Source organism: Planococcus beigongshangi (assembly GCF_016820495.1).
Classification (GTDB): Bacteria; Bacillota; Bacilli; order Bacillales_A; family Planococcaceae; genus Planococcus; species Planococcus beigongshangi.
This window is the reverse complement of the sequence record NZ_JADHDU010000003.1, coordinates 457062-482258: the sequence shown is the minus strand read 5'-3', so window position 1 is coordinate 482258 and position 25197 is coordinate 457062. Positions and strand designations below refer to the sequence as shown.

General features: G+C 49.2%; 19 protein-coding genes and 1 riboswitch. Of the genes, 6 read left to right on the top strand and 13 right to left on the bottom strand.

Features of this window, described 5'->3' with window-relative positions; translation table 11 throughout:
* Positions 1-18: 18 nt before the first annotated feature.
* A complete protein-coding gene (locus tag IQ294_RS09530) occupies positions 19-492 on the top strand; it encodes a VOC family protein (protein ID WP_203333797.1) in 474 nt (157 codons plus the stop codon).
* Positions 493-857: 365 nt separating this feature from the next.
* On the opposite strand, the gene scpC (IQ294_RS09525) is transcribed toward IQ294_RS09530, so the two are convergent.
* The 3 genes from scpC (IQ294_RS09525) to scpC (IQ294_RS09515) form a co-directional block, all read right to left on the bottom strand.
* Complete coding sequence (gene scpC, locus IQ294_RS09525) at positions 858-2372, bottom strand: succinyl-CoA:acetate CoA-transferase ScpC (protein ID WP_203333796.1); 1515 nt, start codon at positions 2370-2372, stop codon at positions 858-860.
* A 234-nt stretch (positions 2373-2606) separates the two neighbouring features.
* Positions 2607-3251 carry a LytTR family DNA-binding domain-containing protein gene (locus IQ294_RS09520; RefSeq protein ID WP_203333795.1) on the bottom strand — a complete coding sequence of 215 codons (645 nt, stop codon included), beginning with the start codon at positions 3249-3251 and terminating at the stop codon, positions 2607-2609.
* Between the two features lie 79 nt (positions 3252-3330).
* The gene (scpC, locus tag IQ294_RS09515) at positions 3331-4830 is read right to left on the bottom strand and encodes a succinyl-CoA:acetate CoA-transferase ScpC (protein ID WP_203333794.1); all 1500 of its coding nucleotides are present in this window, start codon (positions 4828-4830) and stop codon (positions 3331-3333) included.
* A 360-nt stretch (positions 4831-5190) separates the two neighbouring features.
* Between scpC (IQ294_RS09515) and IQ294_RS09510 the strand changes: the two genes are divergently transcribed.
* The 3 genes from IQ294_RS09510 to IQ294_RS09500 all read left to right on the top strand — a co-directional run bounded on the left by IQ294_RS09510 (position 5191) and on the right by IQ294_RS09500 (position 8929).
* The gene (locus IQ294_RS09510; RefSeq protein ID WP_203333793.1) at positions 5191-6426 is read left to right on the top strand and encodes an MFS transporter; all 1236 of its coding nucleotides are present in this window, start codon (positions 5191-5193) and stop codon (positions 6424-6426) included.
* A 154-nt stretch (positions 6427-6580) separates the two neighbouring features.
* Positions 6581-7864, top strand: a complete 1284-nt coding sequence (locus IQ294_RS09505; RefSeq protein ID WP_349291347.1) for an MFS transporter — start codon at positions 6581-6583, stop codon at positions 7862-7864.
* Between the two features lie 165 nt (positions 7865-8029).
* Entirely contained in the window at positions 8030-8929 is a 900-nt protein-coding gene (locus tag IQ294_RS09500; protein WP_203333791.1) for a MerR family transcriptional regulator, read from the top strand.
* 463 nt (positions 8930-9392) lie between these two features.
* Here IQ294_RS09500 and IQ294_RS09495 read toward each other — a convergent pair whose 3' ends face one another.
* Both IQ294_RS09495 and IQ294_RS09490 read right to left on the bottom strand, forming a co-directional pair.
* On the bottom strand, positions 9393-9578 hold the full coding sequence (locus IQ294_RS09495; protein ID WP_203333790.1) for a hypothetical protein: 186 nt from the start codon (positions 9576-9578) through the stop codon (positions 9393-9395).
* Positions 9579-9683: 105 nt separating this feature from the next.
* On the bottom strand, positions 9684-10982 hold the full coding sequence (locus IQ294_RS09490) for an NCS2 family permease (protein ID WP_203333789.1): 1299 nt from the start codon (positions 10980-10982) through the stop codon (positions 9684-9686).
* A 279-nt stretch (positions 10983-11261) separates the two neighbouring features.
* On the opposite strand from IQ294_RS09490, the gene IQ294_RS09485 reads away from it, so the two are divergent.
* On the top strand, positions 11262-12098 hold the full coding sequence (locus IQ294_RS09485) for a nuclease-related domain-containing protein (protein WP_203333788.1): 837 nt from the start codon (positions 11262-11264) through the stop codon (positions 12096-12098).
* 628 nt (positions 12099-12726) lie between these two features.
* Here the strand turns inward: IQ294_RS09485 and IQ294_RS09480 are convergent.
* From IQ294_RS09480 to IQ294_RS09455, 6 genes are all read right to left on the bottom strand, one after another.
* Positions 12727-13938 (bottom strand): NupC/NupG family nucleoside CNT transporter, encoded by a 1212-nt coding sequence (locus IQ294_RS09480; RefSeq protein WP_203333787.1) that lies wholly within the window; start codon positions 13936-13938, stop codon positions 12727-12729.
* Between the two features lie 268 nt (positions 13939-14206).
* Positions 14207-15556 carry a DHA2 family efflux MFS transporter permease subunit gene (locus tag IQ294_RS09475; protein ID WP_238942762.1) on the bottom strand — a complete coding sequence of 450 codons (1350 nt, stop codon included), beginning with the start codon at positions 15554-15556 and terminating at the stop codon, positions 14207-14209.
* Positions 15557-15756: 200 nt separating this feature from the next.
* Positions 15757-18864 carry an efflux RND transporter permease subunit gene (locus IQ294_RS09470; RefSeq protein WP_203333785.1) on the bottom strand — a complete coding sequence of 1036 codons (3108 nt, stop codon included), beginning with the start codon at positions 18862-18864 and terminating at the stop codon, positions 15757-15759.
* 300 nt (positions 18865-19164) lie between these two features.
* Entirely contained in the window at positions 19165-20331 is a 1167-nt protein-coding gene (locus IQ294_RS09465) for a TraB/GumN family protein (RefSeq protein ID WP_203333784.1), read from the bottom strand.
* A 134-nt stretch (positions 20332-20465) separates the two neighbouring features.
* The gene (gene ypfJ / locus IQ294_RS09460) at positions 20466-21314 is read right to left on the bottom strand and encodes a KPN_02809 family neutral zinc metallopeptidase (RefSeq protein ID WP_203333783.1); all 849 of its coding nucleotides are present in this window, start codon (positions 21312-21314) and stop codon (positions 20466-20468) included.
* 42 nt (positions 21315-21356) lie between these two features.
* A complete protein-coding gene (locus IQ294_RS09455) occupies positions 21357-21977 on the bottom strand; it encodes a class I SAM-dependent methyltransferase (RefSeq protein WP_203333782.1) in 621 nt (206 codons plus the stop codon).
* Between the two features lie 119 nt (positions 21978-22096).
* A riboswitch (Lysine riboswitch) is annotated at positions 22097-22276 on the top strand.
* A gap of 169 nt (positions 22277-22445) precedes the next feature.
* Here IQ294_RS09455 and dapA point away from each other — a divergent pair.
* Positions 22446-23333, top strand: coding sequence for a 4-hydroxy-tetrahydrodipicolinate synthase (gene dapA, locus IQ294_RS09450; RefSeq protein ID WP_203333781.1), 888 nt, complete (start codon positions 22446-22448; stop codon positions 23331-23333).
* 58 nt (positions 23334-23391) lie between these two features.
* Here dapA and IQ294_RS09445 read toward each other — a convergent pair whose 3' ends face one another.
* Together IQ294_RS09445 and IQ294_RS09440 are read right to left on the bottom strand one after the other, a co-directional pair.
* Complete coding sequence (locus IQ294_RS09445; RefSeq protein WP_203333780.1) at positions 23392-24237, bottom strand: STAS domain-containing protein; 846 nt, start codon at positions 24235-24237, stop codon at positions 23392-23394.
* Between the two features lie 99 nt (positions 24238-24336).
* Complete coding sequence (locus tag IQ294_RS09440; RefSeq protein WP_238942732.1) at positions 24337-25158, bottom strand: alpha/beta fold hydrolase; 822 nt, start codon at positions 25156-25158, stop codon at positions 24337-24339.
* Positions 25159-25197: the final 39 nt, after the last annotated feature.

Sequence of the window (25197 nt, the reverse complement as noted above, 5' to 3'; positions counted from 1 at the left end):
ATAGAGGAGGTTTTACATATGAGTTCAACAATCACGCACATCGGGTTGGCGGTGCCTGATCTGGATAAGGCCATCGACTGGTACACGAAAGTTTTCGATTTCTATATATTAGCCGGGCCCTATGAATTCGATGAAAAGAATGAACAGCTCTTTTCCATGACCCAGGATCTGCAGGGCTCGGAGGTCAAAAAAATGCGCAATGTCCATTTGATGAGCCACAGCGGTGTCGGCATCGAACTGTTCGAATTTCAAAGACCGGATTTCACTGAAGAAAAACCATCTCCGCACGCAGGCTTCTTCCATATTTGCCTCATCGTTGAAGATATTGTGGAATCGATTGAAAAAGTCGTCCTGTATGGTGGCCGGCAACGCAGCAAAATCTGGAATCTCAATAAAGGCAAACCGCATTATCTCGTATATGCCGAAGACCCGTTCGGCCACATCATCGAACTTTATACGCGCAGTACTGCGGAAGTATACGGGCAAAAATAAGAAAAGCGACAACGAAGAGATGGCCAAAGGTTTTTGGCCAATCTCTTTGCGACGAAGCAGCGCAGCGATACAGGAGCAGCCTTTATGCCAAATAGCTGATTTGGCTTATGACCCGAAGAGCTGGCCCGCCGGAGCCTGGACACAAGGAAAAGCGACGGCGCCCGTTAAGCTCTGAAAGGCATAAGACGGAATAGCGGCGCGGTCCTGACCGCAGAGCTAGGCCGGCTTATGACCCGAAGAGCTGGGCCGCCGGAGTCTGGACACAAGGAAAAGCGATGGCGCCCGCTACACAAATTAAAACCAGCTCTCTTCTATATATAGAAAGGAACTGGTTTTTAGATTGATTGGAATTCAGGTTGTTTCCTTTACACCAGCTGCTCTTCCTCCTGCAGCATCGTACCTTTTTCGGCAAGCGCCGCGTGCCAGGAGAACGCTTTTTCAAGAACATGCGGTGTCTGGCCGCCGCGAGTCAAAGCTTCTTCATAATACGCGCGCATCTGGGCTTTATAATCCGGATGGATGCAGTTTTCAAGAATGACTTCCACGCGCTGGCGGGGTGCCAGGCCGCGAAGGTCCGCATAGCCCTGCTCCGTCACGAGTACATCAACGTCGTGTTCTGTATGGTCGACATGTGATACAAATGGCACGACACTGGAGATCTTGCCGCCTTTAGCTGTCGACTTCGTCACGAAAATCGCAAGACGCGCGTTGCGGGCAAAGTCGCCTGAGCCGCCGATGCCGTTCATCATTTTCGTACCCGACACATGCGTCGAGTTGACGTTGCCGTAAATATCGAATTCAAGCGCCGTGTTGATGGAGATCAAACCGAGGCGGCGGATAAGCTCCGGATGGTTTGAGATTTCCTGCGGGCGCATAACAACTTTATCGCGGTATTTTTCGAAATTGCCGAAGACCTGCTCCATTTTCGGTTCAGACAATGTAATCGAACAGCATGAAGCGAAATCCACTTTGCCGGCATCGATCAAATCGAATACGGCATCCTGCAGCACTTCCGAGTAAACTTCCAGGTTTTCGAATTCTGAGTCGAGCATGCCGTGAAGCACCGCATTCGCTACTGAACCGATACCCGACTGCAGAGGCGCTAGCTTTTCAGTCAGACGTCCCGCACGGATCTCCGAACGGAAAAATTCCAATAGATGATCGGCCATGATTTTCGTTTCCGCATCCGGCGCAACGATGTTCGAAGGTGAGTCTTTCTGTTCCGTAAAGACGATGCCGCGGATTTTTTCCATATCCACCGGAATACCGATTGTCCCGATGCGGTCATCAACAGCTGTCAATGGAATCGGATCGCGCTCGCCCTGTTTGCCTGTATCGTAGATATCATGCAGTCCTTCAAACAATTCCGGCTGCGCTGTGTTGATTTCCACGATGATGTTGCGGGCATGTTTCACGAAAACTGCCGAGTTGCCCACAGAAGTCGTCGGAATGATCATGCCGTCTGCAGTGATGGACAGCGCTTCGATGATCGCAAAATCGATCGGTTCAATGACATTCGTTCGCACCCATTCCGCCGTATGCGATAAATGGTGGTCAACAAACAGCATTTCCCCGCTGTTGATTTTATTGCGCATCGCCGGTTCTGCCTGGAACGGCAAGCGTTTGCCGACAATTCCCGCTTCCGCAAACAGCCGGTCGATATCCGAACCGAGTGAAGCGCCTGTGAATACATTGACTTTAAACGTTTCTGTTGCCGCACGTCCCACTAATGCGAAAGGCACCGCTTTCACGTCGCCAGCACGTGTAAATCCGCTAAGGCCGAGTGTCATGCCGTCCTGAATCCACGAAGCCGCCTCTTGTGGTGACACTACGCGCTCCTGTAATTCTGCTGCTTTGATCCTGTTTGTATTATTTGTCATTTCATTCACTCTCTTTCTCGAAGGTTTTATCTGAATAAAGTCCGGCTGCCTGTAAAAATAAAGCGTTTTCATTCGGTTGATAACAAATAAGGGCAGTTTCCGGCGGTAATTATTAGATAATTTTAAACGATTACGACAGCGCAACGAGCGAAAGGTGACCGGAAGAGTGTTTTCTTCCTCTGAAACAGAAAATCCCCTGCGTTAAGCAGGGGATTTCACCTATTCCTTTAGTTGTCAGAATCCCAATAACTTCCTGAAATAGCTGGAATAGGACTGGCTGACCGGTATTCGACTGCCGTTGTCCATTGCCAGCACAAAAGTCGAATGGGTATCCGGATGGATTTCTTCTATATGATGCACATTCACGATGAATGACCGGTGGCAGCGGATGAAAGTCTCCCGCGGCAGCAGGTATTCGAATTCCTGCAGCGAACTTTTACTGGTACCCGAAAAATCTGCCGCATGGACGTGCGTCTTACGTTCTTTCACTTCAAGTGATACGACGTCGTCAAACGGAATCGGCTTCCAGCCATCCGGGCTCTTGACCGTGACCACCGATTTCCCTTCCGTATAGGACGGGTAGATGGCCATCACGCTGCCCTGGACTTCACCGTTCTCCTCAAACGGCACGGCCATGCCGTGATAAGGCACACCAAAAACTTCCCGGTCGATGAATTCAGAAGCTTTCTGATTAGTCGATAGCGCTTTATGTGCAATGGTCCCTTGTTTTACCGGGTCGCCCGCTTTGATCTTCAAATCCACCCGTTTGCTCGGCCTGTAGTAGACGTACTTTTCCTTGTCCGACACCGCAATGGAAATTTCATCGGAAAACAATTCCCCGACCACATCGAGCAATGAGCCGAATGTAAGTTTCTCCATAAGAATCCTCCTGTATATGCTGATGGCTTTATTATAATGTATTTTCAATGTTTACAGGTGAATTCTCCGCCGGAATCGCTCAGTCTTCGAGCATGCTGCCCGTATTCGCCAGGCGCTGATGCCACGAAAATGCCTTTTCAAGGACGTGTGGCGTCTGGCCGCCGCGTGTCAGTGCTTCGGCATAATAATCCCGCAATTGTTCACGGTAAGCCGGATCGGCGCAATTTTCAATGATGAGTGCGGCCCGCTCCCTCGGTGCCAGACCGCGCAGGTCCGCGTAGCCGAATTCGGTGATGAGCACATCCACATCATGTTCGGTATGATCCACATGGGTCACAAACGGCACGACACTTGAAATGGTCCCGTTTTTAGCTGTCGCTTTCGTAACAAATATCGACAGGCGCGCATTGCGGGCAAAGTCGCCGGAGCCGCCGATGCCATTCATCATTTTCGTGCCCGACACGTGCGTCGAGTTGACGTTGCCGTAAATATCAAATTCGAGGGCCGTATTGACCGCAATCAAACCCAGCCGCCGGATGATGCCGGGATGATTCGTGATTTCCTGCGGGCGCAGCACAATTTTATCTTCATATTTGCCGAAATTCGAATAGACCTGCTTCATCTTTTCAGGCGACAGCGTGATGGCTGAGCCCGAGGCAAACCGCAGTTTATCCGCATCGATCAAATCGAACACGGCATCCTGCAGCACTTCCGAATACATCTCAAGGTCGTGGAATTCTGAATCGATCAGCCCATGCAGCGCCGAGTTGGCGACTGAACCGACACCTGACTGGAGCGGTGCCAGCTTTTCCGACAATCTGCCTGCCCGTATTTCCGACCGCAGCAATTCAAGCAGATGGGAGGCGATGGCCTCTGTTCCTCCATCAGGCGGCATGATTTTGGACGGCGAATCGACCTGGTCCGTAAAGACGATGCCCCGGATTTTATCCGGATCCACGGGAATCCCGGTCGTTCCCACGCGATCGGCCACGTGCGTCAGATAAATCGGCTGCCTGCCTTCGTGTTTGCCGGTATCGTATATATCATGGAGGCGGTAAAGGCGCTCCGGCTGTTCCGTATTGATCTCCACAATGACATTTCTCGCGTGTTTGACGAAGATTGCCGAATTGCCGACAGAGGTTGTCGGGATGATCATGCCGTCTTTTGTGATGGAAATCGCTTCGATGATGGCAAAATCGATCGGCGTCAGTAAGCCATCGCGAATCCATTCAGCCGTATGCGATAAATGGTGATCCGTGTAAAAGATTTCACCCGCATTGATCTTCCGCCTCATCACCGGATCCGATTGGAACGGCAGACGTTTACGGACAATACCCGCTTCGGCAAAAACCGTATCGATATTGGAACCGAGAGAAGCCCCGGTAAAGACATTCACTTTAAATGTTTCCGTTTCAGCGCGTTTTGCGAGTGCAAGCGGCACTGCTTTGGCATCGCCTGCCTGAGTAAATCCGCTGAGCCCAAGCGTCATGCCGTCCCCTATCCAGGACGCCGCCTCTTCGGCACTTACCACACGCTCCTGCAGATCCTCCGCTTTGATGCGATCAAACCGTTTATCCATCTAACCCACACCTTCCCTGCCATTATTTTCCGCTGCTTTCTTTTCCTATACCCCAAAAATGCTCACTTTAATAAATTCCTTCAACGTGACTCACCAGACCCTTACCCTTCACAAATTCGCCATTCCTTTTCAGTATCCTCCAATAATTAAAAGCCCTGAACAAATAATAAACCCCTCTATATCAAGCTTTCTAAAATTATGCGAAAATTCCTTTTATACTATAATATTTCATTTTGATTTCAGGATAAAAATATAGGATTTAACCATTGACTTTAACAGGTTCCTATCATAATATATGAAAAGTTGTCAAACCGATTCGTGTTTGTACAATAACTTCCTATTGAAAGAAGGATTTTTTAATTGTCTAAGAACCAACGTAAAAAAATGTCTATATTGATGATCAATATGTTTATTGCTATAGCAAGTTTCGGAATTGTCGTCCCTATTCTTCCCGCTTATCTCGTATCAATCGGACAGGGCGGCACGGCTGCCGGCCTCTTAATCGCTATCTTTGCAGGGGCGCAGCTCTTATTCTCACCGCTCGGCGGCAGCTGGGCCGATAAATACGGTCCCCGCAAAGTGATCATTCTCGGTCTCGCACTCCTTACAATTTCCATGCTGATGTTCTACTCCACGGATTCCATCTGGGTCATTTATGCATCGCGGGTAGTCGGCGGGATCGGCGACGCTTTCCTGATTCCCGGCGTCTTCACCTATGTAGCAGGTATCACGACAGCAGCCCAGCGCGCGAAAGGAACCGGCCTCGTGACGGCTTCCATGTCGCTCGGTCTCGTAATCGGACCCGGGTTCGGCGGATTCCTGGCAGACATCAGTCTGAAATTGCCTTTTTTGATCGCTGCAGGAGTGACATTCAGCGCCATGGTTTTCTCTTTGATCATGCTGAAGGAAATCAGCTCTACAGCTGAAAGCCAAAAACAGGCAGCAGAATTTTCAAAAGACGAGTCGATGCTGGAGCAGATCGGCCGCTCGACCCGCATGCCTTACTTCATTCCGTTGCTGATCATTTTCATCATGAGTTTCGGACTTGTCGCGTATGAATCCGTCATCGGCATGTATTTGACCACCCAATACGGCTCGACCTCGTCCGATATCGCGATGATGATAACCGCAACAGGCATCGTCAGTGTCACAGTGCAATTCTTCGTCGTCGACCGCCTCGTCCGCCGATTCGGTGAAGTCAAGACGATGATCGCATTTTTAGGTTTAGCGACGGCCGGTTTCCTGTTGTCCCTTGCAGCCGGCAGCTACGGCGCCTTCTTCGGTGTATCCCTTGTCATTTTCCTGGCAATGGCGATTCTCCGTCCGGTGCTCAATATTCTCGTCTCTAAAATGGCCGCCGGTGAAATCGGTTTTGCCATGGGTATGGCCACTGCATACATGAGCCTTGGAAACGTCCTTGGCCCGATTTCTGCAGGTATGCTGTTTGATGTCAACATCAACTATCCATTCATCCTTGGCCTCGGCTTACTAGTGGTGACATTGTCCATCGCGATGGCTTGGCGCAAGACCAATAACGCAAAATCAATGGCGCCTTCAAGTGCCGTTGAAAACCCTGAAACTGAACCTTTAACTTAAAGGTTCAGTTTTTCATTTGTTTGAAGTTCAAGTAATTGACAACGAAAGAACCCCGACATAATATGGAAATCTGAGTGTAAATCGTTTCGGGTCATGAAATAGTTGAAGCACGTGTCAGCTTGCTCCATAACATCAGAAAACCGACCGATTCCAGATTCATCCCCTTCATAATCAATTTGCCGGATTATATAGAAGAAACTCATACAGGCAACAACTAACACAATCAGAAAAGAGGATTACCATGTCTGCAGATCAACGCAAAAAAATCATCATCCTGATGATCAATATGTTTATTGCCATCGCCAGTTTCGGGATCATCATCCCGATTCTTCCTTCGTACCTGGAATCGATCAACCAGGGAGGGACGGCTGCCGGTCTTATGATCGCCATTTTCGCTGCCGCCCAGTTCTTCTTCTCGCCGATCGCCGGCAAATGGGCGGATCAATATGGCCGCCGCAAAATGATCATCTACGGACTGGCCGGATTAACGCTATCCATGTTCGTTTTCTATGCTTCTGATTCAATCTGGATCCTCTACTTCTCACGTGTTATCGGCGGAATCGGTGCAGCGATGCTCGTACCGGCCATTTTCGCCTATATCGCCGACATTACGACTTTCGATCAGCGGGCAAAAGGCACAAGCCTTGTATCAGCAGCGATGTCCCTGGGTATCGTGGTCGGTCCGGGAATCGGCGGATTCCTTGCTGATTACAGCCTGAAATTGCCGTTTCTGGTGTCAGCCCTCGTGTCGCTTGGGGCGGTCGTCTTCTCGCTTGTCCTTTTGAAAGACAGCGATGCCGAAAAAGCGGATCCGGATCTCGCAATCGATATGGACCCGTCCGAATCAATGCTTGCGAAAATTGCTTCTTCCACGAAAAAGCAGTATTTCATCCCCTTGATCATCACGCTTGTTATGAGTTTCGGCCTGCTCGCTTATGAATCCGTTGTCGGCCTGTATCTGGACAATCAATTCGCGTCCACTGCAAAAGATATCGCATTCATGATCACAGCAACCGGCATCGTCAGTGTCATCGTACAATTGTTCATCGTTGACCGCATTGTCCGCCGCTTTGGTGAAGTAGCGATTCTCGTCTCCTTCCTCGGCGTTGCGGCTCTCGGTTTCCTGCTGTCCCTGTTTGCAGGCAGCTACGCAATGTTCTTCGGTGTTTCTTTGATCATCTTCCTGGCGACGTCGATTCTTCGTCCGGTGCTGAACACGCTGATATCCAAAATGGCGGAAGGCGAAGTCGGATTCGCCATGGGTATGAACAATGCCTATATGAGTATCGGGAACGTCGCGGGTCCATTGCTCGCAGGCATGCTGTACGATATCAACATCATTTTCCCGTTCATCCTCGGGTTGATCATGCTGATCATCACCATCTTCATCACGCTGGCATGGAGCCGTATACGCGGAGCCAAAATTGTCCAAGCATAATGTTAAAGCAGGAAGAGCCTCAGCTCCTCCTGCTTTTTGTTTCGGGATGAACGAATTTATTTGTATGAAGGCATATATAGCAGTACCTGACCCTAAAGCTTTACGTGCGGTATAGGTACTTGTATAATAAATATACAACTAACTTATAGAAATGTGGGTCATGCCATGTACAATATAAAAGCTGCTGCCAAGATCCTCGATATGCCGAAAGTGACGATCCGTTCGTGGGAAACCCGGTATAATGCAATTACTCCAGCCCGGACAGAATCAGGCCACCGCCTGTATTCAGACCAGAATCTGGAGGACTTGAAGTGGCTGAAAATCCAGGTCCAGGACAACGGCATCAAAATCAGCGAAGCGGTCAAGCAATTACACGCATCGCGCAAGAAGTTCGTCAAATCCGCCGCAGAATTCCCTCCGTCGGCTGAAGGTTCCGATCAATACCAAAAACAGATTGAAGAACTGTATAATGCAGGTGCGGAAATGGACAGCGAACGTTTCCAGTATTTAATGGACCTGAATTTTTCAATGTTCCATTACCGGACAGTGTTCTTCTCCATATTGGCACCGTTTATGGTCCGTATCGGGGAAGAATGGGAAAACGGCACCATCACTGTGGCACACGAGCATATGCTGAGCCATATGATGCTGCAGCGGTTCACGCAATTTTTCCGTGTTTTCCCGACCAACGATGCGCTGCCGAAAACGCTGGCGTTCTGCCCAAGCGGCGAACATCATCAGCTCGGCCTCCTGCTGTTCACGTTATTCCTACGGGAAAACGGTTATCCAGTAGCTTATATCGGCCCGGACACACCGCTCGAAGGCCTGGGTGAACTGGTCGAAAAACAGGATTTCGAATTGGTCTGCATGTCGATCGGCCACGAACGATTGCTGCCGACAGCCGAAAAATATATCAGCACCTTAACTGAAGCTAAGCCTGATCTGCAGTTTGCGATCGGCGGCCGCGGCTTTGGCTGCACAGAAAATACAGCGCATAAACACTATATCGGCACCACCTATGAAGACTGGCAGCACTGGCTGGATGCACAGGCGGCGAGAAGATAGTGGAACCTCCCAGATGACTTTGTCTGGGATGTTTTTATTTACTTTATTATATTTCTAAATAAGTAACCTAAAGAAATAATAGAAATATCGCTTCGGCGCTATGGACAGTGCAAAGATTATGCTCCACCGCTGCGCTCGTCGCAAAGGTACGCCATCCGTGTTTGGCGTACCTTGCTTCCCACAATAAGCCGAGAACGGCACTCGTCTTATTGCTCCAGTCGGCATTCGCCTGCTCCTGAGCCGCACCTTTGCTTAAGGTCCACTTCTTTAATTTGAAGTGAAGGAAAAAAGTCTCCTTACAGTTTCAGCGTAGCGCCCGGCACCAACTCGGACGAAGGTTCGTCCGAGTTCGCTTTTGGAAACCACTTCAACGCGAGAAGAATTTCTCAAATATGGATGATGAAGAGATTTTCAGTACTTGAGCTGGTAATGGACTTTTACTCTATAAAAAAAGACCCACTCCTTAGAGCAAGTCGAGGTCCTGATAGGCTGATTGATAGGGGCCATTATCCGTCACTTCAGAATGATAAAGTGCTTTCAGGGCAAAATTCTTTTCGAGTTCCATATCCTTCATAAGTGTTTTCAAACGTTTCTTCAGTTCAGGATTTTCACTGACAAGAGTCTCCATCTTTGATTTGGTATATTTCATACTGTATCCGTTCCTTTCAGTTGCTGTTGATACTAGTATAGCACGCCTGGCGCCATGAAAAAACGCACTTGCTATCCGGCAAGTGCGTTTCTTTATTGCCATCGGTCAGCCGATGATCTGGAAAATGTAATTCAGCAGGAACAACGCGGCGATGATGTAGAGCGTCGGTGTGACTTCGCGCCATTTGCCGAGACCGGCCTTCAGAACCGGATACACGATAAAGCCGATGGCAATGCCGTCAGCGATACTGTATGTGAACGGAATGAGGACGATGATCAGCAAAGCCGGAAAACTTTCGCTCATGTCTTTCATATCAAGATCCTTGATGTTCTGCAGCATCAGCCCGCCAATGATGATCAGGATCGGCGCAATTGCGCTGTCCGGGATCAATTTGATGACAGGAATAAAAAATGCGGCGGCAACAAACAGGGAGCCGGTCGTGAGCGCAGTCAGTCCGGTACGGCCTCCTGCAGCCATGCCGGAAAGCGTTTCTACACTTGCGACAGTCGGGCTCGTGCCGAACAGGCCAGATGCCATCGAACTGATGGAAGTCGCTTGGAATGCGCGGCTGTATTTCTCGGGACGATCGATGAAATTGACCTGCCCATGGACGAGGCCGATGTTCTCAAACACTAAGACCATCGTCAGCGAGAATACAGCAACCCAGAACCCCATCGTCAGGAAACTTGAGAAACTCAACGCACCGAATCCGGCAAACGCTTCTGAAGCGCTCATCGCAGGTTCATCCAACTGACTGAAGTCAATCATGCCAAAAGAAATGGCGATGACTGTTCCGGCCACGATCGTGATCAGAAAATTCCCCGGCACGTTGCGGATAAACAGGATGATCGCGATGATGAATGTCAGCGCAGTCGCAAGCACCTGCGGATCGGAAAGCGAACCGAGCGCCAGGATTGCGCCTTCGCCGTTGATGACGATTCCGCCTTTTTCAAGGCCCAACAGCATCAGGAAAAGCCCAAGCCCGATCGTTATCGCTTCCTTCAGCGAATGCGGCACTGCATCGTTCAGCATTTTCGCAAAACGTGTAAATGCGACGATTACAAAAATCGCACCCGACACAAAGACGACCGCGAGCGCTTCCTGCCATGTGAGCCCCATCGCCTGCACCAAAGTATACGAAAACAGCGCGTTGATGCCCATACCCGGAATCAGCAGGATCGGGACATTCGCCCAAAATCCCATGACCAGTGCACCGAAAACTGACGCCGCAATCGTTGCGATGATCGCCGCTTCGATCGGCATACCGGATTCCGACAGGATCAGCGAATTGACCGCGATGATATAAACCACCGTAAAGAAGCCGATCAAGCCTGCCAATAACTCGGTTTTTACCGATGTGCCATTTTCTTTAAGACCGAAAAACCGGTCCATCCATTTATGCATATAGATAACCTTCTATTAAATTAGCCCTCTCCCTACCCGCTCTTTCTGAATAAATTCAGGTGAGCCAAGATAGAAGTGTAATCCAAATAGGCTGCTGCGTCAAGGGTGGAGGATTGACTTGTGAAGACAAAACACACTAGTCGGTTTTATCGCATTTCGCTGCATCGAAATGCCAGGCATTCTGAGGTTTTGATTAGCTTTAAAATATATTTTGGAGAAGGCGATTCCGGAACGCCGGCTAATGCTATACTTCAAGTATTACTTGAAATGAGGTGTTATATGGGCAAAGAACAATTAGAACTGCTAAGCGCGGAAGAAGCACTCGGTTCATTGATTGACCGTTTGCCACCCGTCCATTCGCAGCGAAATTACCTGCAAGACGAACGGCGGCGAATTGGTGCCGGTATTCGCGGGGAAGACCGGATGCGAAAACGTTTCGTTGAATTTCATCCTGATGAAGAATTTCATGTGCTGTGGGATGTCAGCTTGGCGATCGGTTCCTGGAAAGTTCAAATGGACGGCCTGCTGCTGACCGAGCGCTGCGCCATCATCATCGATTCCAAGAACATCAGCGGCCAGATCCATTTCGACGAAAAGACCGGCGAGTTCTACCGTTTCGACGACCGCAACGTAAAAGCGGTGATGGAAGATCCCCGCATCCAGTTAAACAAGAATACCCGTTTCCTGTCGAAATGGCTCGGTCAGAAAAAGATCAACCTGCCCGTCAGCGGCTTAATCGTGTTCACAGCAAAGAACTGCGAATTTATTGTCAGGCCCAAAAGCAACTACCTCTGCAAAGTCTACCAGATGCCTGAGTATTTATTTCATATTCTAAAGGCTTTCCCCCTCGAAGCCGATCCGCCGAAACTGCTGAAAATAAAAAAGCAGATTCTCAGCGGCCAAGTCCCCTACCAGAAAACTCCCATTTGTGGTAAATACTATACTGACCCGAGTGAAATCCAAACCGGCATCCAATGCTCCGAGTACCAGATGTATGGAATGAAACGAATCAAGAAGAGCTGGCAATGTCCCGGCTGCAGGCACCGGGACCGGCAGGCACATAAATTCGCCCTCCGTGAATATTTCTCGCTGATCGACACCCATATCACGAATTAGGTGTTTCGTGATTGGACGGGGGTGGAATCGAGATCCGTCGCTACCAGACTGTTATCGCAATTTGAATTTGAGACTTCTGGAGAGTCCAAAGCCAGAAAATATAGTTTAAAGAAGAGAGATTGATGCGTCTCTCTTCTTTTTTTCGGCTTTTTACCGGAACGTGCATAAATTTTTTTAATCGCGCGCAAAATTTTATAATCGCGCATATTTCTTTCTAATCGCGCATATAAATTTTTAATCGCGCGTATTTTTTTCTAATCGCGCATACCCCATTCCCCCACTCCAATTCCACCTCTCACCGACCCCGAAAACCACAAAAAGAAGCTTTTCGCCGCGCGAAAAGCCTCCTCCCCCCCTTTAGCATCACATCTAACAAGAAACGACGCCTTCACTCGCCCATTTCCCGTCAAAAGGTCATTCTCCCTCACCAAGCTCCGCCCTTCACGCATTTCGCACCAGCGAAATGCAATCCAGCAAAAGGTTTTCAGCACCATACAAATTCAAAAGCTAATAATGCATGCTTTTCGCCACAGCGAAAAGCGACAGCGAAAAGCGACAGCCCTAAACCCCAGAACAAAACCGAAAAAAACCACCCGCAAAAACGCGAGTGGCTTTCCCGTTATTATTTTTAGAAGAACATACCTGCAATTGAGGCACTCAAAAGTGAAGCCAGGGCTCCGGCAGCTACTGCCTTCATACCAAGTTTCGCGATTTGAGGACGACGGCTCGGCGCCATGGCACCAAGTCCGCCCAGCAGAATTGCCAACGAGCTCAAGTTTGCGAATCCGCAAAGTGCAAAGCTGACAATAAGGACTGTTTTAGGTGACAGGTCTGCCATTTCTGCAGTAAACGATACATAAGCGACAAACTCGTTAAGAACAAGTTTTTGGCCGATGAAGCTGCCTGCTTGAACTGCTTCAACCCATGGAACACCGATGGCAAAGGCAAGAGGGGCAAAGACGAATCCAAGGATGCTTTGAATCGTCAATCCTTCAAAGCCAAAAACACCGCCAGCCCAGCCAAGTGCTCCGTTCAATAAAGCGATCAATGCGATGAACGCCAATAGCATGGCACCGACATTCAAAGCCAATTGCAGACCGTCGGATGCACCGCGTGCGGCTGCATCGACAACGTTAGCCGATTTATCGTCTTTTTCCATCACGAATTCTTTTTCTTCCACTTCCTCTTGTTCCGGGATCATGATTTTCGCCATGATCAACCCGGCAGGCGCCGCCATGAAGCTCGCAGCCAGAAGATATTCAAGTGGAACACCGAGAAGTGCATAACCCGCGAGCGTCGAACCGGCTACAGAAGCAAGTCCGCCCGTCATGACTGCGAACAATTCGGATTTCGTCATTCCTGCAAGGAACGGACGCACAACAAGCGGCGCTTCCGTCTGTCCGACGAAAATATTCGCCGATGCAGAAACCGATTCAGCTTTACTTGTTCCGAGCAATTTAGAAAGCGCGCCGCCAAGGATGCGGATGATGAATTGCATGATACCCAGGTAATAGAGTACAGAGATCAATGAAGAAAAGAAGATGATGATCGTCAAAACCTGGAACGCAAACACGAAACCGAAGTTATTCGTATCCGCTGCAGGACCGAAGACAAACGCAATCCCCTCGCCCGCGAAACCGATTACACTATTGACCACATCAGATAACCAAAGCAAAGCTTTACGTCCAGTTTCCCATTCAAGAACCATAAACGCGAAGCCGATTTGAATCGCTAAACCGCCTATAATTGTCCGTGGCTTGATGGATTTTTTTCCGTCAGATAAAAGGAACGCAAGTCCCATAACAACGAAAATGCCGAAGATGCCCCATAATATATTCACTACTTCACCTCATAGATTAGTATTTTCTCAGAAAATTAGGCTAATTTCACGTCTAACTCATCCGTCGTCAGACATCTTATCAAAGCATTTCAGTCATGTAAATGAACATTGTGTTACAAATCCGCTTTTTTACCGTATTTCTAATCGGATGAAAATTCATAATAGAAATGATATTTCAGAAAAGCTTTTATTACAGTGTTTTCTATGGTTTACCAATAAATTCATGCAGCAGAAATAGATAGATTTAATTTCAAAATAGTTTTAGGTTTTATTCGTCTTCAGCCATAGGTTCTGCCTTTTTCAGGAAAAAGGAAAGGATTACGCCGATCAGACTCAAGATTCCTGCGACGATAAATGAAATATTGACTCCACGGATCAATCCTTCCACTCCATATTCTACCGGATCGAGCGCAGTGGTAGTCATGATGGTGACCAGAAGCGCTGTGCCGATCGAACCTGAAACCTGGCGCATCGTGTTGCTCATCGCTGTGCCATGCGGAATCAGGCGCTCCGGCAGCTGGTTGAGTCCGGCCGTTGTGACCGGCATCATGACCATCGCAACCCCGAACATGCGGATGGCGTGCATCACCGCGAGATAAGTGAACGAGGTATCTGCCGTCAGCACTGTAAATTGGAACGTGCTGATGGTGACGATCGACAATCCGATAATAGCCAGCCATTTGCCGCCGAACAGATCAAAAACTTTGCCCGTGACCGGGTTCATGATGCCCATGATAATGGCTCCGGGCAATAGCATAAGGCCTGATTCAAGCGCCGTAAAGCCGTGCATGTTCTGCATATAGATCGGCAGAATCGTGGCGCTGCCGATCATGGAAATGAAAACGATGACACTGAGAATCGTCGATAATGTAAAAATCCCGTATTTGAAAACCCTGAATTCAAGCAACGGCTCTTTCAAGATCGACTGGCGGTGGATGAAGAAGACAAGTGATACCGCTCCGACCGCAATCGACAGGATGACCGGCAGGCTGCTCCAGCCCATCGAACCGGCACTTGAAAAACCGTAAAGTATTCCGCCGAAACCGACAGTCGACAGCATCACCGACAGAATATCGAGTTTCGGGAAGGTCTGTTTCGTGACATTCTTCAGGAAAAAATAAGCGAAGATCAAATCGATCACGGCAATCGGAATGACGATGTAGAACAAGGCGCGCCATGGATACTGTCCCACAACCCAGCCGGATAACGTCGGTCCGATTGCCGGCGCAAAGGAAATGACGAGGCCAAACAAACCCATTGCCTGCCCCCTCTTTTCGATGGGGAAAATGACAAAGAAAATAGTCTGTGTCAACGGCATCATAATTCCGGCGCCGGAGGCCTGGATGATACGCCCGATCATCAATACGCCAAACCCAGGTGCGAGAGCCGCCACAATGGTACCGATTGTGAACAGGCCCATCGCCGTCAGAAAAAGAGTACGTGTAGAAAATTTGCCGATTAAAAAAGCGGTTACCGGAATCATCACGCCGTTGACCAGCATGAATACCGTCGTCAGCCATTGGGCCGTATTCGCCGTAATCTGTAAATCTTCCATTATATGAGGCAATGCTGTGGCCAGGAGCGTCTGATTCAAAATGGCTACGAATACGCCCGCCATCAATACTGCGAGCAGCGGCCCCCGTTTAATATCTTGTTTATCGTGGACGTCATGCTTACTTGCCAATGACTTCACCCCACTGAGATTAAGCGTTATTAAAGCTTTATTATCATAGTTACCCTTCCTTCTTCTGACTAATCCGGATATTATCATTCTCCGAAAAAACAGCACAGCCGGCTAAAGGCTGTGCTGCAGGATGATCATGCTTCCGCTTTTTCTTTTCGATGTCTGATACGGTAAAACACCAGGTAAAGGGCAGGGATCATCACCAAGGTGAACAGGCTTGAGAATGCCAGTCCAGCAATGATCGTGATTGCCAGCGGTTCAAATAACGGGTCGCCCGATAAGGCTACCGGGATCAAAGCGACAATCGACGTGATCGTCGTCAAAATGATCGGTTTCAGACGTGCATAACCGGATTCCATAATCGCTTCTTTGATCGAGAAGTTACCTGACAGACGACGCGCTTCCACAAAGTCGATGAGGACGACTGCGTTACGGACAACTATCCCCGTAAGCGACACAATTCCCATGACACCAAGGAAGCTGAGAGGTGTCTGCGTGATGAACAGGCCGAGAATCGCACCGGAAATCCCCAGATAAACAGCGATCAGCACCAGGAACGGCAGACTGAACGATTTAAATTGGAATGCGATGACAAGATAAACCAATAATAATACGACCAGGAATAAAATTCCGATTTCAGCAAAGAATGCCTGCTGATCGTCATTTTCGCCGCCTGTCGAGATTTCGTAGCCTTCTGCAAGGCCGTCTCTTTCTGCATCGACGGCTTCAAGCATCGCCACTTCAAAATCATCGGTGCTGCCAAAAGCACGCAGCGTAATGGCGCGGTCACCGTCTTCATGCGGAACTTGGGCAATGACGCTGGTTTCTTCTTCATCCAAAAGCTCGTTCAACGGGATCAATTGCGGCGGTCCTTGCTGGCCTGCAGTTGGATCTCCCGTCGGCGGACCTTGCGTATCGTCCGGCGCGCCGGCAGCAGGACTCGCTGCTGGCACAGCAAACAAGGACAGGTCGATGTCTTCGCCTTCCTGGATGCCTGCCTGTTTCAGCACGACATCATAGAATTGATTGTCTTCAAAAATACTGTAGAGCGGAATGCCCTGCGTCAGCAATTGAAGCTGACTCGTCACTGTACTGAGGGCAATGCCGTTGCTTTCAAGTGCTTCCGTATTTGGTGCGTATTCAATCGCTGGAACCTCTTCGCCGAGATTATCAGTGACAATATCCGCACCCTTATCGAGCATGCGCTGTTTCAGGGAATCACGCAATGCCGTCAATTCATCCAAATCTTCCCCCAGCACAGTTACAGTTACCGGCGCGCCCACTGGCGGCCCTTGAACGATCGTGTTCAGGAATATTTCAGCATCCGGATAGCGTTCACGAAGCTCCGGCTCCCATTTATCGATAAAGGCCGAAGCCGACGTTACGTCACGGTCTATCCGGATGGCTGCCTGGCCGGTGTTCGAACCGGTATTGTCCATCGATGACGCAAACAGGTTCGGCAGGCCATCACCTGTGAAGATCGCCAGTTCTCTGACATTTTCATCTTCTTCCGCGATTTCTTCCGTGATCTGTGCCATGAATTCATCCGTTTCTTCAATCGGCGTCCCTTCCGCCAAACGGACATCCATCGTCACTTCTTCACGGTCAGCTTCCGGGAAGAATTCGAACGGTGTAAAAAGGGCAAGCGACAATAGCCCAGTCGCCACCAGCAAGCCGCCGATCCCTACCCATAACGGACGTTTCAATACGCCGCGCAAAACTTTTTCCGAATAAAACACGGCAAGCTTTTCAAGCGGTTTACCCAGGAATCCTGGCGTATCGGAAATCTTTTTCGCATTTCGTTTCGTCTTCAGATATTGCATCATCGGCACAAGTGTAATGGAAAGAACAGTTGAAGCGATGATTGTCGTGATCAAAATACTTGGCAATGCCTTGATAAATGCTCCGTTGCCACCAGACAGCAGCAATAACGGAGAAAACGTTACGACTATCGCCAAACTGGATGAAATGATGGATGGGTAAACTTCCCGGACCCCTCTGACGGCGCCTTCCCGGGCCGAATCCCCCAGTTTGTAGCGGCGCTGGATATTGTCATTGACGACGATGCTGTCATCGACCAATATCCCGATGGCGATGATGAGGCCGATGACCGAAATCTGGTTCAAGTCGACGCCCATATACGGAATCGGGATCAGACCGATCAGAACGGAAGCAAGCACCGTCAACGCAACGGCGAACGCACCGAATAAGGTCAGTCCGGCTGTGGTGACGACCAGTACAGCCAATACCGCAATCAACAAGGAAACATATAGCCCACTGAAGATTTCATTCACGTTATCCGCCTGGGATTCGTATTTCTCAGCTTCTACCCCAGCCGGTAAATCTGCCGTGAATGCTTCGATCACTTCGGTAACTTTTTCGTCGACCGACGGAACATCCTGGGCAGTCTTCAAAAATACCGTATAGGAAATGGCATCTTCACCTTCAAACGTCACGATATCTTCAGTTTCCTGATCGATCATTTCAATGGAAGCGACCTCACTTAAAGGCACAGCCGATTGGCCCACCTGCAGCTGGCTAAGCTTTTCGATCCCTTCTTCCTGATTCACCGTCAGGACCAGCCGTTCTTCTCCGTTATCATGCGTGCCGAGAGATAAAGGCTGGTTGGCCTGTTGGAGCGATTCAAGCACGGCGAATGGCTGCAGACTGTTTTCAGCAAGGGCATCGCCGTCCAGCTCAATCAGAACCTGTTGTTCGTTCAAGCCTTTCACCGTCGTTCCTGCAACACCGGAAACAGCCTCCACATCTTCCGACAGCGTGGCAAGCGCATCTTCCATGCCATCAAGTTCAGTCCGGTCGCCGTAGAACATATAAGAGACGAGCGGGAACGTCAGATCAAGCTTCTGCACAGAAGTTTCCTGCGCCTGATCCGGGAAATTCGCGGATGCGCTTTGCGCTTCCTGCTGAATGGAGTTGATCAGCGAATCGGGATCCAACCCGTCCTCAAGCTCCAATGTAATGATCGAAGCCGAATTGGACGAAATGGATTGTACGGATGAAATGCCGTCGACCTGACGGATTTCATTTTCAAGCGGCGTCGTAATCGACTGCTCGACTTCTTCCGGTCCTGCACCCGGCAGAATCGTCGACACCAGGACAAGCCCTGGCGGCGTCTCGGGGATCTCACGCTGCGGCAATGTCAGAAATGTATATACACCAACAAGCATGAGGATGAGAATGAGGAAAATAAACAATTTACTTCGTTCAAGTATGTAATTCATCGGGATAACCTTCTTTCTATTTTGTATAAGTATTGTATAACTCTGTCATCCTATTTGTCCAATTTGAAGATTCGTTTTGAAAAGAAATATCCGCCACGAATTTTTTATCATGATTTCTGCCAGTTTTCATAATAGCAGATTCGCTTCTTTTCTCCTTCTCGCTTATTGAATGCTTTCTGTATGCCCTAATATTCCCCATAAAAGCCGAACCAAATTAAAGTTTTTGTCAAAATTATGACTCTGCTGTGAAAACTAAAAGAAACCCGCCCAGCTTCCGCTGGACGGGCAATGAACAAGCTATTACAGATTCTCAAAGAACAGGCGGAGAACATCCGCACCGCCAATGAATGTCCCAAGTGAACTTCCAAGGTTCGTGAGGACGACCACCAGCAGGACACGCGTGACTTTATTGTCCCAGAATCCCTTGAGTGTAAATACATCTTTGGATAAAGTTTCAAAATCTCCGACATTCGGCTTTCGGATCGATGCCTGTGTCAGTCCGGAGAACCAGCCCGCCGCGACAAGCGGATTGAGCGAGGAAATCGGGGCTGCGACAAAGGCCGTCAGAATGGCGAGCGGATGCCCAAATGCGATGGTTGCGCCGATTGCTGCAAGCGTACCATTCCACAGGATCCAGCTGATCGTCTGATCGATTCCCGCGGCCGGGTTGGAGATGAATGTATAGGCGATGATCGCGATGATCAGCAGCGGAATCGTCCAGCCGATGATTTTCGGCCACTTCGATTTCGGCGGCACTTCGGAAAGTTTTTCAAGGTCATGCTCATTATGGATCTCTTTTGTAATTCCCGGAATATGCGCGGCGCCGAGCACGGCGACGATCTTCTTGCCTGGTGCTTCTTTGATCTTCTGCGCGAGATACTGGTCGCGTTCGTCGATCAACGGGGTTTTCAGGCGGGGAAAGGCTTTCGTGAAATCATCCATGACCGCACTCAGCGTGTCCTGTGATTTCATCTTTTCCAGGTCCTCTTCGGAAATTGTCTCTTTTGAAAAGATGCTGAAAAAGACGGACGTCAACAGCTGCGCTTTCCCCATGAAGCCGATATTGCCCCAAATCCGCGAAAACGTCACTTGGATATTGCGGTCAGCAAGCACCAATTCAGCGTTATGTTCTTTTGCCGACTCGATCCCCTGAATCATCTCCTGCCCCGGTTTGATCCCGAACTGGTCGGCCAGTCTGTTCTGGAACGAAGAAATGGCCAGGTTCATCAGCAACAGGCTTGATTTTTTCTCTTTTATGACTTTGAATATATCCGTTTCTTTCCATTTACTGTTTTCGGTTACAGACTGGAAGCGCTGGGCATCCAGTTCAATGCAGACACTGTCTGGCTGTTCCGTTTCGATGACCTCTTTCACCTGCTCAGCGCTCAGTTTGGAAACGTGCGCAGTACCGATCAGGATCAGCTCTTTATCACCATATTGCAGACGCGTAATATTTTCTTCTTGCATGAGGTTTACTTCCTTCATAGAACAAATTTTCTTCCCATAAAATTTTGAGAAGACTGTCTATTCTATATAATGAATTACTGAAGCAAAAATATCAATCCTGTGCCCCCGATTTCCTGCAGTTTCACAAAAGCTCCTCATATTCCGTCCGCGCTGAAGGTGTCCCCGCCGTCCAGATTACCGGCTTCAAAGCCTTTATAGAACCATTCCCGGCGTTGTTCACTCGTACCGTGCGTGAAACTTTCCGGCACGACATAACCGCGGGAACGCATCTGGATGGTGTCATCCCCGACCGCCGATGCAGCCGTAAGCGCCTCTTCCAGGTCTCCTTCTTCCAGGTAGCCCATGTCCTGTGCATGATGCGCCCAGACACCGGACAGATAATCCGCCTGCAATTCGAGGCGGACCTGGAGTTTATTGTATTCCTCTTCACTTAAACGGTTGCGCTGCGGCTGCACTTCCTGCATCACACCGAGAAGATTCTGCACATGATGACCGACTTCATGGGCGATGACATAGGCCATCGCAAAATCGCCGGGCGCATTGAACTGGCGCTGCAGCTCTTCATAGAAGTCCAAGTCGATGTATAATTTATAATCAGCCGGGCAATAAAACGGGCCGACCGACGAACCGGCTACGCCGCAAGCCGATTGGACGCTGTCCGTAAACAGCACCAGTGTCGGCTCTTCATACTGCATGCCTTCTTCGGCAAAGATTTCTGTCCATATTTCTTCCGTATCCGCCAGTACGACTGATACGAACTCGGCCAGTTCCTCTTCCTGTCCGGTCGCCTGGTAAGGGGTGCCCGAATTGCCGCCGGACCCTGTGCCGCCCATCCCCTCAAGCAGCACGCCCGGGTCTCCGCCAAGAAAAGCAAAAATCAGCACCAGCACAAGGCCGCCGAGGCCGCCCCCGACAGCGAGCCCTTTGCCGCCGCCTCTCCTGTCCTCTACATTTGAACTGGCCCTCCGTCCTCTCCATTTCATATGCCCACATCCATTTCCGTTTCATCTATAAAATGCCCAGAGTCAAACCGGCTCTGGTACGTGCCGGTAAATCAGGAATTTCTCAGCAGGATCTTTATGGATACCCGGCAAGTCGATCGCTTCGTTTAATTCGAATGCCGTATTGCGCTCCAGATATTCGATATAATCGAGGGATGGATAATAGAGGATAAGGTCCATCCTTCTCGGGTACGTTTCCGCTGACCGCAGGATATTATCGGTGACTTTCATGAAAAGCTGCACCGAAAAAGGATTAAAGAAATAAAACACATTATCTTCCGGCTGAATATCATACCCCTGGGCCATACCGCAATCGAACCGGATCAATTCCTGTGCATCCCGGTGTCTGCTGTTACGCCGATACTCTTCGAGGTTCCGCTGTGCTTCATTGAAAAAATTGGTATTCATCTCAATCCCTGCAGTCTTGCATCCGAAGCGGTCATGCACATAAAAGTTCAGGCGCCCCTTGCCGCTGCCGAAATCAATCAGGCTGTCATCCGGATGGAGCGGATGGCGGTTGAACAATTCTTTCAAATGCATATACGGCGTCGGCTCATAGCGGTTATGATGGAGTGATGCTTCCGCAATCCATTGTGTTCCGGTTGTCTGGATATTCAAATAGTGATCGCCTTCCTGTTCTTCCATCTCCGCACCCTCCGCTTCCACTCGCTGTATTTGACTATCAATACCCGTTTCTCCTTGCAATTAAAAGCGGAATTTGATAAAGTCTAGCTAATTCAATATTTCTTGCTCCCCGACGAGGGAGTGAGGATAGAGGCGCAATCATCATCAGTAAGCAGGCCTAGGAGCTAGGGCTCCGGAGACTTCTGCCGAAAGGGATCATTGCCGAAGCGTTTGGAACCCCTGATTCCAAATTGCTGGTCCTGCATTTAATAGATGCCGGACTGTCATGCGGTTTTACCGTATGGAGGGCTATCTGGCGCACGGCAACTCAACGCTTTTGTGTTGCTGCAGCAGCAGTGGATCTCTCCGCTGCTGCTTTTTTTATGGAAAAAATCTGTGACGCGTACCGGAAATCGGCTGACAGCAAATGAACCTCTTGGACTTGGATTTTATTAGAATAAACAATCTAAACTAAAAGGATGGGATCTTATGAACTTCGGAAAAATCATTACAGCTATGGTGACTCCTTTCGACACGAATGGCGACATCGATTTCGCCGCAACAGGCGAACTGATTGAACACCTGATTGCAAATGGCACGGACGGCCTCGTTGTTGCCGGGACCACGGGTGAATCACCGACCTTAAGCGCAGCGGAGAAATTGGCGCTGTTCAAGTTCACAGCGGAACAAGTGAACGGCCGCATCCCGGTCATCGCCGGAACCGGCTCGAACGATACCCGTTCATCGATAGCCTTGACGGTTCAAGCGGAACAAACCGGCGTCGATGCGATAATGCTGGTCACGCCTTATTACAATAAGCCGTCTCAGGAAGGGATGTTCCAGCATTTCAAAGCGATTGCCGAAGCCACTCATCTGCCGATTATGCTTTACAATATTCCAGGCCGCAGCGCCGTCAATATGACACCTGAAACCATCATCCGCCTGTCGGCTGTCGACAATATCGTCTCCGTCAAAGAGGCGAGCGGCAACCTTGACGCTGCGTCATCGATCATTGAAAACACGCCGGACGACTTTACGTTATACAGCGGAGACGACGGATTGACGCTGCCGTTGATGGCAATCGGAGCTGACGGCATCGTTTCCGTCGCCTCCCATATCATCGGTGATGAAATGCAGGCCATGATTGCGGACTTCGTGTCCGGCAATACCACGGAAGCGGGGGCGCGCCACCGGAGATTACTGCCCGTCATGAACGGATTGTTCGCTGCACCGAATCCGGTGCCGGTGAAAACTGCCCTTCAGTTGCTGGGAATCCAGACCGGCACTGTCCGCCTGCCCATGATTCCGCTAAACGAAGAAGAAACCGCTACGTTACGTGAGCTTTTGGAAACTGCCCAGATTAAGGTTTCTGTCTGATTTAGAAAAGAAAAAACGCTGAAGCCCCAGGCTCCAGCGTTTTTTCTATGATTGGCTGTTATAGTTTTGAAAAGTGTAGTTTCTCCAAAGTCTGTTTCAGGCTTCCTCCGATTACGAGCGAACGGGTATCGATGCCGAGCTGCGTCAGCGTCAAGGCGATTTCCGAACGGATTCCTGTCAGAATCGCTTTGACCCCGACCATGTTCAGCGCCTGCGCAATCTTAATGAGCTGTTGTGCCACCATGGCGTCCACCCGCACGACACCTGACAAGTCGATGACCAGAACAGAGATCTTCAATCTATTGGCGGCAGTCAATGTTTTCTCAAGAATGTAACGGGCACGGTCAATTTCGAGATCTCCGACCAGTGGCAGGATCGCCACCTTATCAGCTATCGGTACCACCGGAGCGGAAAATTCAAAGAATTCACGGCGCGCCTCAGTCAAATTTGCTTGATAAGCACTGATATAAGCATTGCTGTAGGAGTACATGGCGTGATCCAGCAGTGAATTGAAGAAGTCCATTACATCAAAGAAAGCATCGATTGTAATAGCCATCCGCTTTCCTTCCGACTTGATCAATTTCGAAATGTGCTTCCGGTAAAGAGATGACTCAGCAAGTGCTGAATCGAGCATCATATTCGCTTCGAGGAAATAATGACCTGTTGTGAGCCCCCAGGAATCGATATCTGCATACACTTGTTTCACATCACAAGAATTCTTCAGTGAATTGCCAAGAAGTTCGATAAAACCTGCTCTTTTCTCGTTGACCTGCCGGATGAATTGCTGATGTTCGGCAATCTCTTCCTCGCTGGCATTTTTCATGACTTCTTCGCTGATCAATTCTGCAATCAGATCTTTATCTTCAATGATGCGCTGTCCCAAAATCTCGAATTCTTTTTCCATGAGGACCTCCATGAGTATGCATTCAGGTTTATTTGAATTCATTATACCTGTAGAATGCAGTTCAGTGTATGGCTTTTTGAAAAATAAGATTTTTCATTTTCAGACAGCCGAAAGATACTCCGCTATTTTACTGATGGTTTCTTCGGCATCACTGACGTGCGGGCTATGGCCTTCCGCCTCCATCAGCTTGTATTCGCTGTTTTGAAGCTGGCTATGGACATATTCGCCGACCGATTCAGGCGCCACCGCGTCATTTCGCGTTTGCAGAATGAGCGTGGGCACAGTGACTTTCGCCAGGTCTTCCCGGACGTCTGATAAAAAAGTGGCTTCTGCAAAATCGCTGATGATATCCGGATCATTCTGGCATAACAAACGCTCAAAATCAGCAGCCAGATGCGGACGTGACGCATTTTGCATAACAACCGGCGACAAAAAGCGTGCGAATTCATTGTAGTCGCCTTTGATCATTTGAAGCATGCCTTCGATATCTTCCTTTTCGAATCCGCCCTTATAGCCTTCCCCGTTCAGAAAATGTGGGGACGGTCCGATCATTATCAGATTCTTCATCAGTCCCGGACGTTCAACGGCAGCAAGCGCACCGATCATGCTGCTGACGGAATGGCCGATAAATACTATATTTTCAAGGGACAGTGCGTCGCATAATTCAAGTAGATCCTCTTTATAACCATGCAGCGAACGGTACCGCTCTTTACTGTAAGCTGATTTATCACTTCTGCCGGAGCCGACATAATCGAACAGCACGACCCGGTATTTTGACTCGAAAGCCGGGGCAATCCGATTCCAGACGTATTGATCACACCCAAAACCATGTGCAAAAACCAGAACTTTTTGTCCCTGCCCCCCGATTCTGACGTTATTCCGCTTAAGTATGCCTTCTTTATTCCCCATTGTCACTGTCATTTATGTCATCACCCCTTGCATAAAAATCGCACTTTTATA

What these genes read in the sequence shown, in the direction of transcription:
- IQ294_RS09520 (WP_203333795.1), bottom strand. Translation starts at nt 3,251, where the DNA reads ATGGAGAAACTTACATTCGGCTCATTGCTCGATGTGGTCGGGGAATTG.
- IQ294_RS09470 (WP_203333785.1), bottom strand. Translation starts at nt 18,864, where the DNA reads ATGAATTACATACTTGAACGAAGTAAATTGTTTATTTTCCTCATTCTC.
- IQ294_RS09495 (WP_203333790.1), bottom strand. Translation starts at nt 9,578, where the DNA reads ATGAAATATACCAAATCAAAGATGGAGACTCTTGTCAGTGAAAATCCT.
- IQ294_RS09455 (WP_203333782.1), bottom strand. Translation starts at nt 21,977, where the DNA reads ATGGAAGAACAGGAAGGCGATCACTATTTGAATATCCAGACAACCGGA.
- IQ294_RS09445 (WP_203333780.1), bottom strand. Translation starts at nt 24,237, where the DNA reads ATGGAAAAAGAATTCGAGATTTTGGGACAGCGCATCATTGAAGATAAA.
- IQ294_RS09500 (WP_203333791.1), top strand. Translation starts at nt 8,030, where the DNA reads ATGTACAATATAAAAGCTGCTGCCAAGATCCTCGATATGCCGAAAGTG.
- IQ294_RS09490 (WP_203333789.1), bottom strand. Translation starts at nt 10,982, where the DNA reads ATGCATAAATGGATGGACCGGTTTTTCGGTCTTAAAGAAAATGGCACA.
- IQ294_RS09485 (WP_203333788.1), top strand. Translation starts at nt 11,262, where the DNA reads ATGGGCAAAGAACAATTAGAACTGCTAAGCGCGGAAGAAGCACTCGGT.
- IQ294_RS09465 (WP_203333784.1), bottom strand. Translation starts at nt 20,331, where the DNA reads ATGCAAGAAGAAAATATTACGCGTCTGCAATATGGTGATAAAGAGCTG.
- dapA (WP_203333781.1), top strand. Translation starts at nt 22,446, where the DNA reads ATGAACTTCGGAAAAATCATTACAGCTATGGTGACTCCTTTCGACACG.
- IQ294_RS09440 (WP_238942732.1), bottom strand. Translation starts at nt 25,158, where the DNA reads ATGACAGTGACAATGGGGAATAAAGAAGGCATACTTAAGCGGAATAAC.
- IQ294_RS09475 (WP_238942762.1), bottom strand. Translation starts at nt 15,556, where the DNA reads ATGGCGGGCGTATTCGTAGCCATTTTGAATCAGACGCTCCTGGCCACA.
- ypfJ (WP_203333783.1), bottom strand. Translation starts at nt 21,314, where the DNA reads ATGAAATGGAGAGGACGGAGGGCCAGTTCAAATGTAGAGGACAGGAGA.
- IQ294_RS09530 (WP_203333797.1), top strand. Translation starts at nt 19, where the DNA reads ATGAGTTCAACAATCACGCACATCGGGTTGGCGGTGCCTGATCTGGAT.
- scpC (WP_203333796.1), bottom strand. Translation starts at nt 2,372, where the DNA reads ATGACAAATAATACAAACAGGATCAAAGCAGCAGAATTACAGGAGCGC.
- scpC (WP_203333794.1), bottom strand. Translation starts at nt 4,830, where the DNA reads ATGGATAAACGGTTTGATCGCATCAAAGCGGAGGATCTGCAGGAGCGT.